Annotated in this window: 9 protein-coding genes and 1 pseudogene; 3 read left to right on the top strand and 7 right to left on the bottom strand. The window is 57.7% G+C overall.

What is annotated here, in order from left to right:
- Positions 1-101: 101 nt before the first annotated feature.
- Positions 102-1,463 (top strand): multicopper oxidase family protein, encoded by a 1,362-nt coding sequence (locus NF78_RS21355; protein WP_263970670.1) that lies wholly within the window; start codon positions 102-104, stop codon positions 1,461-1,463.
- Positions 1,464-1,602: 139 nt separating this feature from the next.
- Positions 1,603-1,746: pseudogene (locus tag NF78_RS31435) on the top strand (ATP-binding protein); the annotation flags it as partial.
- Positions 1,747-1,758: 12 nt separating this feature from the next.
- Here the strand turns inward: NF78_RS31435 and NF78_RS21350 are convergent.
- Entirely contained in the window at positions 1,759-7,551 is a 5,793-nt protein-coding gene (locus NF78_RS21350) for a strawberry notch C-terminal domain-containing protein (protein ID WP_052050817.1), read from the bottom strand.
- 20 nt (positions 7,552-7,571) lie between these two features.
- Positions 7,572-8,078: a hypothetical protein gene (locus tag NF78_RS28515; RefSeq protein ID WP_156119916.1), complete on the bottom strand. Its 507-nt coding sequence runs from the start codon at positions 8,076-8,078 to the stop codon at positions 7,572-7,574.
- Positions 8,079-8,451: 373 nt separating this feature from the next.
- Here NF78_RS28515 and NF78_RS28510 point away from each other — a divergent pair, with 373 nt between their 5' ends.
- The gene (locus tag NF78_RS28510; RefSeq protein WP_052050815.1) at positions 8,452-8,640 is read left to right on the top strand and encodes a hypothetical protein; all 189 of its coding nucleotides are present in this window, start codon (positions 8,452-8,454) and stop codon (positions 8,638-8,640) included.
- Positions 8,641-9,098: 458 nt separating this feature from the next.
- Here NF78_RS28510 and NF78_RS21345 read toward each other — a convergent pair whose 3' ends face one another.
- The 5 genes from NF78_RS21345 to NF78_RS21325 all read right to left on the bottom strand — a co-directional run bounded on the left by NF78_RS21345 (position 9,099) and on the right by NF78_RS21325 (position 15,067).
- Positions 9,099-10,652: a hypothetical protein gene (locus NF78_RS21345; RefSeq protein WP_035991487.1), complete on the bottom strand. Its 1,554-nt coding sequence runs from the start codon at positions 10,650-10,652 to the stop codon at positions 9,099-9,101.
- Entirely contained in the window at positions 10,649-10,984 is a 336-nt protein-coding gene (locus NF78_RS31430; protein ID WP_156119915.1) for a hypothetical protein, read from the bottom strand. Before NF78_RS31430 ends, NF78_RS21345 begins: the two co-directional genes overlap by 4 nt.
- Positions 10,981-12,702, bottom strand: a complete 1,722-nt coding sequence (locus tag NF78_RS21335; RefSeq protein ID WP_052050814.1) for a type IV secretory system conjugative DNA transfer family protein — start codon at positions 12,700-12,702, stop codon at positions 10,981-10,983. The genes NF78_RS31430 and NF78_RS21335 overlap by 4 nt, the downstream gene beginning before the upstream one ends.
- On the bottom strand, positions 12,699-12,989 hold the full coding sequence (locus tag NF78_RS31425; protein WP_156119914.1) for a hypothetical protein: 291 nt from the start codon (positions 12,987-12,989) through the stop codon (positions 12,699-12,701). Before NF78_RS31425 ends, NF78_RS21335 begins: the two co-directional genes overlap by 4 nt.
- Positions 12,990-13,222: 233 nt before the next feature.
- Positions 13,223-15,067 carry a hypothetical protein gene (locus NF78_RS21325; RefSeq protein WP_156119913.1) on the bottom strand — a complete coding sequence of 615 codons (1,845 nt, stop codon included), beginning with the start codon at positions 15,065-15,067 and terminating at the stop codon, positions 13,223-13,225.
- Between the last annotated feature and the right edge of the window lie 3 nt (positions 15,068-15,070).

Below are 15,070 nucleotides of genomic sequence, written 5' to 3'. Positions count from 1 at the left end.
TGTTTATGACCGTAACGAAAGCCATGAGGCGAAGAGACTTTCTGGGATTGAGCCTCGGAACGACAGGGGCCGTGTTGCTCTCTCAATGCTCAAGAGGAACTTTGCAATCCTCCGCACCAGGTCCAGCGTTAGCTCAAGCTCCAGTACACAGCAGCGAAGACGGATTGCTCAGCTTTGACCTGGTGGCTGAGGCCCAACGGGTGAAGCTGGGTAACCGCAACGCCAATTTGCTGACCTATAACGGCCAAGTTCCCGGACCGCGTCTGGAGACCAAGCCCGGCGACACGGTGCAAATCCGCTTCGCCAATCAGCTAAACCAGCCCACCAACCTCCATTACCACGGGCTCCACATTCCACCAACGGGAACAGGGGATAACGTCTTTCTCGAAATTCCGCCCGGCGAACATCATACCTACGAATTCCAGATTCCTCAAAACCATCCGGCAGGTACCTTCTGGTATCACCCCCACTATCACGGACTGGTGGCAGAGCAGCTTTTTGGTGGGCTGGCTGGACTATTTGTGGTGCGCGGCGAACTGGATGAGATTTCCGAAATTCAGGCAGCGCAGGAAGCATTCATCGTTCTCAAAGACTTTGCCCTCGATCGCAGCGGCAACATTCCCGACCCTGGCCACATGGCCCAGATGACGGGACGCATTGGCGATCTCCTGACGGCCAACGGTCAGTTCAACCCATCACTTGAAGTCGCCCAAGGCGGACTGCTACGGCTGCGGCTGCTGAATGCATCAACGTCTCGGTTTTTCTGGCTGTCGCTAGAGGAGCATCCCTTTTATCTGATTGCCACAGATGGGGGCGCGATTGCCGCTCCCGTCGAACTCAATGACCTGGTGCTGGCCCCTGGTGAACGGGTCGAAGTTCTCATTAGAGCTGACCGCGAACCCGGACAATATCGCCTGCTCAACCAGCCTTTCAACCCGGCCCAGGGCATGATGGGCGGCAGCATGATGGGGGGGTCTCAAAGTCGCAACTCGACCGAAACCGTGGCGACCCTGACCTACAGTGGCACTACCAATGCGCTGCCGTTGCCCAATCAACTCATCGCCGTTGAGCCGCTGCCCGAACCTCAAACCACTCGCCAGTTCACTCTTAACCACGGTATGGGCATGGGCATGGTGTTTTTGATCAATGGCAAAGCTTTTGAGCATGACCGTATCGACACCCAGGTACGGCTCAATACCGTGGAAGATTGGGAAATTATCAATACCGGCACCATGGCCCATCCATTTCACGTTCACATCAACAAGTTTCAGGTGCTCAGCCGCAATGGTCAGCCTGCGCCCTATGCCGCGTGGAAAGATGTGGTGTCGGTCAGTCCCGGCGAGAGCGTGCGTATTCGCATACCCTTCCGCGACTATACCGGTAAAACCGTCTACCACTGCCACGTCCTCGATCACGAAGACCGGGGCATGATGGGGGTTTTAGACATCCAGTCAAATTCGTAATCACTCCATGATTGGATGCACGGTGGTCAAAGCAAGCACTAGCGGTAAGTTGCCGTAGATTGCGGTGAGCCATTACTGGAAAACGTCGCTTCCAGTTCCGCCTGTTTGGGCTGGGGCATAAACCAGCGATCGCTCCCGCAAGACTGAGGGAACGGGATTATGGGTAGCTACTGCGCATGCGATCGCCTATGCCCACAGCGGCACTATTCAAGTCAACAGCGACGTCGGCCAAGGGAGCTGTTTTACCATTCAGTTGCCCAAAGCAGCCCATGTGAATACCTAGTTTTTCCTAAGTTCATCTGTCTAGTTCACACCGAGTTGACTTTTTTGAACCCTGAGAACGGGCAGAAACAAGGCTGTTTGATGCCTCACTTACATCTCTTGCCATAGCCGCTTGAGCCTTCTCGGACAAAGTCTGTCCCTTAACTACTTCCCTGGCGACCTCTGTAATTCGGCTCGAATATCCCTCGGGTCTCCCCAGAACAGTTGCTGCCCCATGCCATCGCCAGAGTTGCCCCAATTCCGGGTGACTTTGCTGCCACCCATTGCCGCACCCCTCCGGATTGACCAACACCTCATTCCAGTCCTTCCCCTGGTTCGGCGTCAACCGCTCTATCCCCGGCACCTGCTGCGCCACCCGCCAGGCCATGGTCTCCCCTGCCACATCCGCATCAAAAGCCGCCGCCACCAGCCCTCCACTCCGCAGCACCGTCTTCAACGCTTCAGTTGGTACCCCTCCAGAACCGTCCGTCGAGAGGTAAATTGACACCCCCTCCGGCCCCCGCTGTGCCCGATCCAGCACCGCCAGCGACATCGCATCAATCGGCGACTCCACCAGCAGCACCCGGTTCACCGGCCCCTGCCCTGTGCCAATCCAAAACCATCCCTGGTCTCTAGCCGAGCCTGGCGCTAACCCATGGAAATGGTTCTCCTCGCCCCACGTGCCTCTCAAACTGGCCCCAATTACCTCACCCCGACTCCACGTTTGAGCCTGCAACTGGTGGCGCAAAAATACGGCATTTTGATGGTCATCGGCAAAAATCAAACCCCGTTCATTGAGACGATCCACCAGCACCGCTGGTAGCTTGCGGGCTTCCACCAGATACTCACGCACCCCCGCCCAGCGATGTTCGTTCGCGGTGGGCACCTCCAACATCCGGGGTCCTCGGTCTTGAGTTTGGGCATAGGTCGCTACTTGCGCAGGACGCTGGGACAAATCTCGTCCTGACAACCACTCCACCGCTTCCTTAAACTCTACCCCCTGCACCTGCATCACCAAGTCAATGGCACCCCGCCCCCCGGCATCGGCCAGCCAGTCCATAAACAGTGGCCCGCTGATGCTGATGATGTGGTCGCCATTGCGCCATTTGTGCTTGTCGTGGCGATCGCATTCCAGCCCCAAATGCGCCGCCACATCCTCTAAATCCGCCCCCCGCACCTCATCGGCAACTTCTTGCAGCGTTGGCCCTTGGGCAGGCTTCAGGGGTTTGGGCTGGGGTGGATTTTGAGGTAATGATTCATGCGCGGGCACCGCCGTCGCTGGCTCCTGCTGCCACAGCGGATCGGAGCCAGATCGCGGCCCTTGGCCAGTGGGGTGCCCTGTCCGAAACGGCTCCACATCAAACAAGCTCTGCACCTGAAACTCCGGCTCTTCAGTGGCTGGAGCAGTAACCACAGCTTCGAGTTCAGGCTGCGTTGGTTTTTCCACAGTAAGGGCTGGCGGTTGATGGGGATGTACAGCAATCGCACCCTCCCCCTCCGCAATCACCACCTCCCCGTGTTGGGGCAGCCTATCCAAGTACTTGTGCAAACTCTGCACCGGGAACCCTGCCACTCGTACTCGTCCGAGTTCCTTCACCCCAGACTCCATGCTGGTGCCAATCATCTCCAGATGCTCGATCAAAGGCCGAGCCCCTTGAAAGAACGCCTCATAGAACCGCTGATCTGGCGACTGCACCAGCACGATCGCATCGGGATACTGCTCTTTTACCGCCAGATACTGCCGCAAGTCGCTGGGCATCTGCGATCGCTCATCCTCTGGCTCCTGCGGGGTCACTCCCTCCACTTCAGGCTTCGCCTGTACCTGAAGCTGGGCGGCTTCCGCAAACCCCTGCTGCACGATGTTCTTGGAGAAAATCTGGGCGAAGGCACGGTCTGGAATCCGCGACTCCCCACCCCGCAAACTCTGTACCGCCGTCTCCTTAAACTCGATCTGCCCCGCACCCCGCACCCGAAACACCATCTCCGAGTCGATGAACATATCCCCGTTCTGGGTCAGGTAGTGGGTCAGATACAGCTCATCCCCCTGCCGCTCCACCACCAGCGGAATGAAGGGCTCATTCTCGATCCGTAAGTGAAACTCCTGGGACGTCATGACCTCCTGCTCAATCCCCGCATTCCTCAAAAAGCGAAGAATTCGCTTCTCCAGCTGGCCCACTGGGGGCAGATTGGGAACAACTGGGGTCACTGGAGCTTCAGCCACGGGTATTTCTACCGATGGTTCTGACCTGAGTTGATTTGCGATCGCAGGCGCAACCGGCTGAGAAACAACAGGGGGCTTTACCTCCTGGATCTCCACCTTTTCCAGCGTGGGCAGTGACACCCCCATCAACTGCCGCGCCACCTCCTTAAACTCAAACGCCGCTAGCGTGTAGTTCCGTTGCTGCATTACCACTCCCAGCACCCGCTCCAGTCGTTCTGGGGGAATGACGACTTCCATGCGATCGGCCACCGAATAAAAATCCGACCCCGCCGCCGCAATCAACGCTTCATCCAGGTAGTACCGCCCACCCGACTCCTTAGATTTGGGCGCTTGCAGGACGAACCCCTCCCCTGCCTGCTGGGGCTTCAGCAGCAACAGCTCATCCAGAGTCTTCACCGTCCCCTGTCGGTTAGTCAATTCTGTGATGAACCGGAACACCTGCTGGGGCTCCTTAAAGGCCACCGGCTCCTTCGTCAGCTCCGATTCAATATCAAAGCCCTTGGGCATGATCAGCCCCTGGCATACCTCACCCCGGTAGTCGGTGTAGTTCACCAACTTGCCGTTGGAGTATTTCTCAAAGGCCTTGATCAGATTGCCGGTAAAGATTTGCCGATTGACCCGACCCGCCTCCTGCTGCCTATCGAACAGCGAGTAGACGCTATTGCCAAACCAGTCTTCGGCTTGAACCGTGGCATCGATCGCCCCCGCCCGCCCCGTGTTGAACTTTGACAAGGGCACCGTAATCTGCCGCGCCGAATCTGCGACAAGAATTCTAAGCTTCCAGCAATTGGGTGCCGCTGGACTTCCGGATCGCTTTTTGGCATCCGCCCCCGCCACCACGCCATAGAGAATGGTTTTGCTGGCCGGTGTCACCAACCGCAGCGGTGTCCCCGGTACGAAAGTTTCCAGGATGCTGGAGACATGCATCAACTGCTGTTCGATGCGATCGCTGAGTTTTTCAATCGCCTTGCTGTCTTGCTTTTGGGCGATCGCCGCCTGTCGATACCGAGCTGTTTCTGCCCCTAACTGGGTAATTGTCGCTGTCACCTGCTGTCGTGCTTGCATGGCCAAAGCATCAACGTCGTGGGCCTCCACCAACGTCACCTCCGCCAACCCCACCGACTCCCGCACCGCATTGATCGCCTGAAGCTGAGTCAAGGGCTTACTCTCACTTTTGGCCTCCACCAGCTCCAGATACACCGGCCCGGTGAACTCGCTGGTCGTCTCGCTGTCATCGGCCATCACCTCCATCCGCGCCAGGGGCCTGGCCTCCAAATCCAGCTGATCCGCTTCCAGAATGTTTTCCCCCATCGCTCTGGCCTGATCCACCAGGTCGCAGTACTCCGACTCAATGAGGCTGTAAACCGCTTCTTGTTCTGCAATGGGTAGCAAGGGAATTCGCCCGGTCACCTTCTTAATCAAGGCAATATCTGAAGCCCCGCTATCCCCCTGGGCAGCGGGGAAATCTAGCTTGGCATTTAGCTCCGGGTCATCCGCCAACAACTCCGTCACCACCTGCTCGCCGTAGGGGTTCATAAAATCCACCACAGTGTTGAGGGAAATATCGGTCTCCCGTGCCGCCGTCGTGTTGGCATTCAGACTCGCCATCTTGCGACAGAGGATTGCCCCCGGTCGCTTTTCAGCCGGGAGATCCCCCATCAATAAGGTGTAGTTCGGCAAGGCCACCTGTCCGGTGCGATGCACCCGGCCTAGCATCTGCATGAACACATTGATGTCCCGCTCCGCCTGAGCCACAATCATGTGTCGAGGCCGCTGGTCAGCAAATTTCTCCGAGGCATGGAGCGAAATCCCGGTCGAGCCCGAGCAGTTCAGCAGAATGACATCCGCATCCCCCGCATTGAACCGGGCCACCGCATCAATCTTGCCCTTGGCCGTGGTTTCCTCCCCCAACCGCACTTTGTAGGCCATGGTGCCATCGGATCCATATTCAATGCCCGACTTCCGCCCGGTAACTTCAGTAACCCGGTAGCCCGATCGTTCTAACTGCTGCTCAATGTAGTCAATCGGGCTGATAGGAATGCTGCTGAAGTCGGACTCGCGAATACAGTCCAGGGCTTCCTCATAGGCCAGAACGGCATCGCCGCCCAGTTGGTCATCGCTGAGTCGCAGCCGAGTGGAGTGACCCCGGTAGTCGGTCACCACCACGTCTCTAGATCGCTCCAGATACCGCTCCAGCAGATCCCCAAATGACAAGTTCATCCCATCTCCTGGGCTCAAATCTTGGGACTCCGCGTAGTCCTCGATGAAGCTGCCCATGGTGTTGGCCACCGTAATCACTGGCTTTTCGTCCCGCTGAAGGGCCGAGATCGCCTCCTGCACCGTAGCATCCGCCTTTTGGGCCAGCAGACCCTGCTCAATGCAGTTGTGCATTAACGAGGTGAAGTTGGTGCTCCTGGCTCCCACCTCGCCAATCGCCCCATCTTCACCCAGGGCTTTTGCCTCCGCCTTCGCCTCATTACCAATCGCCTTCACCGCCTTCTGCTTAGCTCGGTCAAAATCCTTAATCGCCCGCATCGCCGCCGAGAAGTCATCGGCCACCACCCGATCCACCGGCACGGTCTTGGCCTGAAACGAGATGCCCTCATAGGAGCGCTCCCGCCGTAGCATCTGACCCGAGGCCACAAACTTGCTAGCGACAATCTGCTGAAGCGGCACCCCACCACGGGTCAAGATATTCTCCAGCGCCGTCATGCTGCTGACGCCCAACCGCAGGTCGGTGCGCCGAGCATACAAGTCCATCACATCGGCCCGTTTGGCATAGGTGGCCGAGGAATAAAACACCCCCGAGGACAGGTCGATCAACTCGCGGACAAAATCCGCCCGATCCGGTAGCCCCGCTTCTTTCCATCCCCCTTTACTGCCTCCCGCCTGGTGAGCCTCATCGAGGATCAAAATGGCATTAGGAGCCATCCGCCTCAGGAATGTGCGCCGCAGCGGTTCCTTCTTCCCCACGGTCTGAAGCTGGCTGTAGGTGGTAAACACGGCACTGTAGCGGCCCAGATTCCCCCGCTGAATCATTGCCTGCATTTCCGCCTGTTGCTTGGCCGCCCCAGCGGTCTTCAGTGCCGCGCCATTGGCCAGCGGAATCTCAGTACCGCTATCGGTGATGAAGGGCGAAAACCGCTGCATCCCGATATCACCCACATCCCGCATCATGTCCGCGTAGAGCGGCTTATCCTTGGTGATAAACAGGGCAATCTTCCCCTGCTGCTGGGCGTAGCGCATAATGCTGGCACAGATGCGGCCCTTGCCAATGCCGGTCTGGTCGCCGGTAATAAAGCCCGCCCCCCGCTCGATATTGCTAATCGCTAGGGCCGAAGCATCCACCTGCTCCGCGCTGAAGTAGCCGTGGAGTTCAGAAACAGAACCATAGCCCAGGCGGGTAGCCAGGTACTCATCAATGTTGCCGTGCTGCTGCTCAAATCGCTCCAGCGCCTGTTGAGCGGCACTGGCCATGTTGAAGGGAATCAGAGTTTGGGTCGAAAAGCCTTTGCTCTTGGGCACGTAGGCTACCTGCCGGGGCTGGACATCGTAAGTGTCTGCCGACGCAGCCACAGCCTCGCCGGTTGAAAGAGGAGTATTCATGGTAATTTCCGGGTGAAGGGCTACAGGCTTAGTTCCGCCAGCCACGCCTCTAACGTGGTCTCGTCGTGCAGGCTGATCCAGTCCAGATAGTCCGGATAGCTGGGGGTTACGGGCGTTACCGGGAAGCTCCCCCCGTAGTGGCGTAATCGTTCCTGAAACCGCCAGTTGCTCCGAATCAAGGTCTCCGCCCACTGCTGCCGCCAATACTCCAGGGCGAACTCCGGGTCGTCGTCCGGCTCCAATATCGGCGTGTGTTGAACCGGATCCAATTCGCTGAGGGTGCTCGCCAACTGTTGCTGCGTCTCGATCTGAGAGGTTTCCGAGACGGAGGCCTGAATCATTCTGTCCAGCCGAGTTTGCATCAGCTGCAGGTAAGTGGCTTCGCTCAGCTGCTCCAGTTCGGGAGGCACCTTGACGATGAATAGCGTTCCCAGCCCCTCCAACGTCCAGAGGTTGGGAAAGCTGGGATACTGGCTGGTCATGAACGGATACGTCCAGGGAGAAACGGGCATAGTGGGTAGGTTCATTTGGGAGTAGCTCCTTTAATTCGGTAAACGATGTGTAGATGGTCGGCACCTCAGCGGCAGGCAGGGGGCGACTTGATTTACCCCGCCCCTCAATCACAATCACGTCGATAGGAAACCCAGCGCCCTGCTTGCGGTACAGGTCACCCCAGATAGATAGGTGCTGGGTGACCCGGTAATTCGCATAAAGCAGATAGTAAAAGGCACGACTCTCACGGCTGTTGTAGCGCTCAGAGCGGTGTTCGTCTTCACGACCTTGCTTACCTCCTAAAATCAGTACTGCTCGACCACCCTCCCTCATCACCGTCAATGCCTTCAGGGCGATCACCTGGTCGATCTGGGTTGTCCAGGTGTCAGCAATGGGAAATCGGCGGGTATGGCGCTGCTCGTCTTTCACCACCCCAAAGGGAGGGTTGCAGATGACCACATCCACCTGGGTTTCAGGCTTGTAAGTCAAGGCATCGGCCTGGGTGAGCTGGCTAAAGCCACGGGTTTGGAGTTCAGCCCAGCGATCTGGATTCAGTTCATTGGCGATTACGTTCTCTGGGTTGGCCCCAATCAGTAGCGCTCCATTCCCTGCCGTAGGCTCATAGACTGTCGTGTCAGCGTTGATGCCACCTAAAACCGACGCCAGATAAGCGATGGGAATTGGCGTACTGTAGGCCTGTTGCAGCACTGAGGTGGATGACCGCACGCTCAAATTAGGCTGTCGCTGGAGCAGTTCCACCAGGTAGTCATAGGCCTCATGGGTGAACTGAGAACCCGCCACCACCTGTTTTCCGGCCCGCACTACAGCAGCCTCAATGGATTCATCCACCGTCTTGGCTAGCGCTGTCCCCGGCGGTACGGATTCCCCAAGCACCGCCGCCGCAAACCGTCGAGCTTCGACAATAGAGCCAAAGCCCTGACCCGATAGGAAGTGGGACGCATAGGCCTCAGCCAGCTGAGGATGGCCCATGGTGTTGGTCTCCGGGAATGAGCAGTCGAGGTAGATGCCGGAGAATCCCTGATTGCGGTGATGATTTAGCCCAGCTCCATCTGGGCCTTGGGCTGACGATGGGTCTGCTGTTGAACCAGCTGCATCCGCTGCTCTAGCCGCTCAAAGTGAAGCAAATCTTGCTGGTTCAGCCGTGAGACGACGTTGCTGTGGTGGCGTTCAAACACCACCCCGCGCCCCCACTTATCGGTAATGCGCAGCAGGTCGTCGGTGCCTACTTCGAGCTTGAACTGGCCCCCTTCCTTATTCCAGGTATTGGCGTAGACGTGGCTCTGGAGGAAGTTCCGCACGGTATGCTCAACCCGGCGGGTGCGGGCCGCATAGACCGCTTCCACGTCCAGCTTGCCCTGGGGCATAGCCGCCCGGTTGTGGCGCAAGTTTTGCAACTCTTGCCGTTGAAAATCGCTGGCTCGCTCGGCTACCGATACCACCTCAATGCTCCGGCTTAGCCCCGCAGGTCTTGTCACCCGCACCTGCATCAGCTCTCCCCGCTGGTCTCGCAGACTGTAGTTACCACCGGCTTTGTGGCTGAGGTTATAGTCCCCGATTTGATAGAGGCTTTCTCCGGTGCGTTCGTGGCCCCGCTGAAATAGCTCCACCACCGCCCGCGCCATTTCCTGATTGCGCCGGTTTTCCAGGTGTTGACTGAGCCACTGAGTGATGCGAATATCCAGCGTTGGTCGTTGCCAGTTCTCCGTCGTCGCCTTCAGCAGAGTCTTGGTCGGACTATTGTCCGATCGCTCCACTTCCCGATTCAGTACAGCGATCGCGGGTGGGGTTGAACCATTGCGGGATAGTTCTGGCTGAGCTGCCTCTGTTGCAACGGCTGGAGAGAGCCGAGTCTCCAACTCCAGGAATGCGGCCCGATCAGTGTCCTGCAACTGGTTGGACACGACGGCCCCGTCACGAACCACCAAAAGCACCTGATTATCCCGACTGATGCTCAGATGGTGACCACTCTGTTTGATGTGGTAGTCACCAACGGCTACGGCATCATAAATGGGCTGGGCCTCGTTGAGAGGATTGATCAGCCGGGCTGCGATCTGAGCCACAACTTCTGGGTCAACCTGAGCCACAACCTCTGGGGTAACCGTCAAATCTAGCGATGGAGCCTCAGGGGTTTTCCCGTTGCGGTCATTCAGATTTGGGCTGAGAACGGCAGGCTTGACTTTCTCTGTAGTCTCCCCGATCTGCATCTGGATCTGGTTGACGGTAATGGCACCGTCCCGCTCTTCACGGAAAAGCACTGTCCCGCGATCGCGGATCTCAATCGCCGGAACCTTGCCCCGATACGCATCCGGATCAACCCCTGGGGTGACCGGCTGCTGAATGGCATCGAGAATCACCTTCAGGCTGTTGGGGTTCAGCTCTCGCCGAACAGTGCCATCGGCCAGTTGCCCATAAATCACCCGCTGACCCAGCTGAATTCGCAGGTCATCCTGACCCGCTCGGGGCAGTGGTGGCGACTGCTGGAAGGTCAACGCTAGCCGCTGACTCACCTGGGTCAGGGCCATGACCAGCTGCACCTCATCTTCTTGAATGGCCTGGGCTTCCTGGGGACTAATCACAAAGGGATTCATGCCACCCTCCCTTGCACCAGCGCCAGACCACCTAACCGATCAATCACCACCTCGCTGCCGATTTGGAAAAAGGCCAGCTGATCATCCAGGCGGTATTCCACACAGCCCGGCTGGTAGTCAGGTAAGCAGTCTCTGGCAAAGATCAATGCCCCGCCAACTGAGCGGAGGTAGGGCACATCGTCAAACAGGACTTCTATCACCTCAGGCACATACCCTGGTGGCAAAGGCGGCAGCGCTTTGGCTTCAGCCAAGGCTGAGAGTTGTTCGGGATGCTGGCCCAGATAAGTCGCTGTGTCTGAAGATAAATCCCAGGTTGTTAAGTCGTGCTTCATTGTCGATACGCCTCATCAAACTCTTCGTCAGTAATATCGGAATCGGCAAATGATCCTGAAAAGGCTTTCTCCTGATTGACTGATACTGGAAACAATCGTTCAGCCATTTCCTTACGCGATCGGTTCTCCACGTCCAGATCGCTCAGCGTCTGCTGCTGTTGACAACGGGCAATAAGTTTTGGCTGCACGGTGCTGTGCCACAGTGCTTCACTGCGCTCCTGGATTTTCTGCTCCTGCTTAGTCACCTTCACCCGCACCCGTAGCGGCACCGACGCCTCCCCACCGCCCCGATAGGCGGGATTGATAAACACGCATTCCCCCTGATCCAGCTTCAAAATCTGATCCGCCGTCATCAGCGGCACCCGCTGACACTGCTCAGAACGGCTGTTGCTGCCATAGCGCCCCTGACTGCGGGAGCGGGTGTAAATCCGCACGTCCTTTTCGCCCAGGTAGCCCGAGAACTCCTGGGCCGTCTCCCGGTCTTTGGGGTTGAAGAACACCTTGGTACCACAGGCGGCAAATAGGGCTCTAGAGAGATCGCGCCCGTAGATGTGCTGGAGTTGGGCAAAGTTCTGGTAGCCCAGCAGCCCCACAAACCCGTAAGAGCGAAACTCGTTAATCCACTTGGGCAGATCTGGCAGGTAGAGCGTCGGCAACTCATCAAGGGCGATCACCAACGGTTCAGATCGAGGTCGAGCAAAGTTGCGGGTGACGATCAGGTGGAGGATAGCTGCAAGGAGAGGACTCACGGCATCGCGTTTCTGGATATCCACCTGCAAGAACAGAATCCGCTTTCCCGTCATATCGAGCGGAATGGTGGTCTTGCCACAGAAGCTGGAGACCAACTGCTTGCCCGTGAAGGTTTTGAACGTGCGCTGGGCGGTGGCGACAATCCCGGCAATTTGCTTATCAGCCTCCTCAGAGGCAATCAGCTGGCTAAAACTCTCCATCGTCCAGGGCGGAATCCATCCCGACTCCCCGGCCTGTCGAATACGTCCCGGCAGGTGGGAGAGGTTCAAGATTTTGCTCGCCATCAGCAGGTCAGGGTAGGGCGTGCGCTTGGCGAGCAGCATCACCGCCTCGACTAGATTGGTACCAGCACTGTTGAAAAAGTCGTTATCCCGGTAGCCACCGTCCCGCTGGGTATTCTTTTGCAGTACTGCCGCGAGCTGTGATGCCATCAGGGCATCGGTTTCATCTTCGAGGAAATCGAGCGGGTTGCAGATGCCGGTGTAGGGTTGGCCGGGGGCGAACACATCGACCTGATAGCCTTGACTGGCAGCCCAAGCGGCATGGGCGGCGAGCTGACTGCCCTTAAAATCGTAGACCACTATAGAAAACCCCTGGGCGATCGCCGAACGAATCGCCGGATCAATGATGCTGTAGGTTTTCCCGGAGTCCGGGGCTCCCGCCACCACAATGCTTTGCTGAGCCTGAGGGATATCGAGATCTCCAGCTTTGAGCGGTACTTTGGCCGGATGCTTCTGCTTCTGCTGCTTACGCCCCAGAGCCTTCGCCCGTCGCCGTTCAGCCTTCCCCGCAAAGCGCCCCGTCGCCAGTTTGTTCTTGTTGGTGCTATTGCCAAACAGACTCATCCCCACCCACAGCACTACCAGGCCAAGCAGCAGGGTACCCATGCCGGAGTCCAGGAAAGGTTGGGCCGTGTCCCGCAGAATGCTTAGATCCAGGGGGCGTTGGGGTTGAGAGGAGGCTGTCATGATCCTGCCAGGGTGTCAATTTGCTGAATTTCGTAGACTTCACCGTTGAAGCCCAGGGTGTATTGCTGGAGGCCTTCAGTGCCTAACTGATTCACCATCAGTCGGGGTAGGCCACGCTCCATAGTTGTCGTCGGCTCAATCAGGCTCTGCCCTGGCGGTACATGGGGATTGAGATAGGTGGCTAGCACCCGCCGAAAGCCACCGTAGTAAGGGATATAGCCAAAAAACGCACAGCCAATCGCCCCACAGAGGGGCTGCATTTCCATGCCCTCAATCCGAGAATCCACCAGATAAAGGGGGTGCCGTTGGCCTGCGACCTGCACCTTCCACATCTGCATCCGACCTGGATCTGCCGGGGAAGTAGTGCTCAAGTTGTCTTGCAGCATTTGGCTCAGTAGCGGCAAAGGAGCCACCTCTTTGGCTAAGCGCCAGTCGGTCTGAGATGGCCGAGGCCAGAGCCAGACTGCTAAAACCAGGAGCAAGACCAGAGCAAAAAGCGGGAAGATATGTTGTTTCATCTTCAGCTACCTCTCTGTGCCAAACAGCCCTGGACCTGGCCATAGGCCTGGCTCAACGAAGCGGTTTGTGGGTTGAGAAAGACCTGGCCCTGAATATCAGCCACCGTGCCTTCGGTCGGCACCCCTGGGCCACCAAAGTAGTGCTGGCCAACTCGCTCAATCAAGGCAGCATTTGATACCCCCTCGCTCTGGAACTGTTCAGCAATAGCCTGCAAGGATTCCTTTACCAGATGAGTTTGAGTCGCTGTCGGTAAGAATCGCTCAACTTCATTGGCGTTGATCTCAGCCCCCGACTCGACCCGCTTGAGAAACTCCTGCCCTCCTGGCTGCGCCGCAATCATCGCCTGCACCTGTGGCTGATAGCTCATCAGGGGGTACTGGCCTAAGCGACGACCGCAGTGGCCCTGGGTATCGCAGCCATAGGGGCCAATAGCGGTGGGATAGCGGCTGAGGGCGGAAATTGCGGTTGAAAGTGCTCCTAAATCAAGCCCGTCCTTGCTTGATCCACAGGGTTGTAGTCTTGTTAAATCCCCTGCTTGCGGTTGTGCTTGTTGCGCAACTGACTGCCCCAAGGTTTCAGGAGACGCTGATACCACGGGCAGGCTCGAAGCCGCTTGCCCCCCACTTCCACCTTCTAACGCCCCCACCAGCATGAAGTCGGTTTCTTGGTAGGTCATAAAGGGCACTGGCCCAATGAAGTAGGGTGTACAACCCAGATCTGGGGTCAAGAATCCTCCCCGCTGACACATGCGGAAAAACAGGGCCGTGCTGACCGTGCCCGAGGATTCATCCACATCCCAAAGCGCTACTTTAAACGCATCGCCAAAGGGATGTCGTCCGGTGGGCTCCTGGCCCCCATTCACAAACGATAGAAACCCTTCACCCCCTGGCACCTGCTGCACCTGGCCTGAGATCCACTGCTTGCCATGCAGGTCTGGGGTTCCGGCAAATTCCACATGGGCGCAGGACTCCTCACAAGGCACCTGAAACCCGGCCTGTTTGCTGCCTGAAATTGTCGCCTGCCGCTGGGTTTCCACCTGGCCGTAGACCATATCGATCTGACCAATCGCCCCAGCCCCAGAAAGGGGATTGGGCATCTGATCCAACGGTACCGAGGCCAGCCCCGGCACCCCGCTGATGGTGCTATTGCCCCAGTTGCGAAAGTTTTGTAAGGAAATGCCGGTGATGCCCGGAATATCGCTCAGGGCAAACGAGTTGAGCTGACTACCCAGTTGCCCCAGGCTCAGTTGGCCCAGATCTGGAAACTCCGCCAGCAGGTTAGCAAGGGACAGATCATTCCCACTGAGTCCTCGAAGACTCGACACCGGCAGCGCTTGGGAGATCAGCGCTTCCAGGGGCGGCACCTGGTCTAGCCGCAGGTTGCCTAACCCCGGAATAGTCGCGACCAAATCCTCAACCCGCTGCCAGCCGACCAGTTCAAAGGCAACTAATGCCACCTGGTTCAGATCGAGCTGGGCGAACTGGGCCAGGGTCTGGAGGTTGAACAACTGAGGATATAGGCTGGTTTGAAAATCGCCCAGCTTGAGCACCTCAGCCACCGACTGCCCGGCCTGCCAAATGCGAGACGGGTCGTAGCCCAGACTGCTGACCAGATCGTCGGGTATATCAACGGCTCCGCCAGACAGCAGCGGCGGCAGGTTGGCAAAGGTCAGTTGTGACCAGTCAGGGACTCGCGCATACTGTTTATCCCACTGCACCGGCACCGTAGGAATCCAGGGTTCTGTCGCCGCTTGAGGCGCTGGCTTAAACCAAACCAAACTGGCTGTGATCAGGCCGAGGACTACCAGGCCCAAACGTTGAAGACGTCGTCGAAATCGTTTATTCATGGG

The sequence above is a fragment of the Leptolyngbya sp. KIOST-1 genome (assembly GCF_000763385.1).
GTDB lineage: Bacteria > Cyanobacteriota > Cyanobacteriia > Phormidesmidales > Phormidesmidaceae > Nodosilinea.
This window is presented reverse-complemented; position numbering and strand designations above follow the sequence as displayed.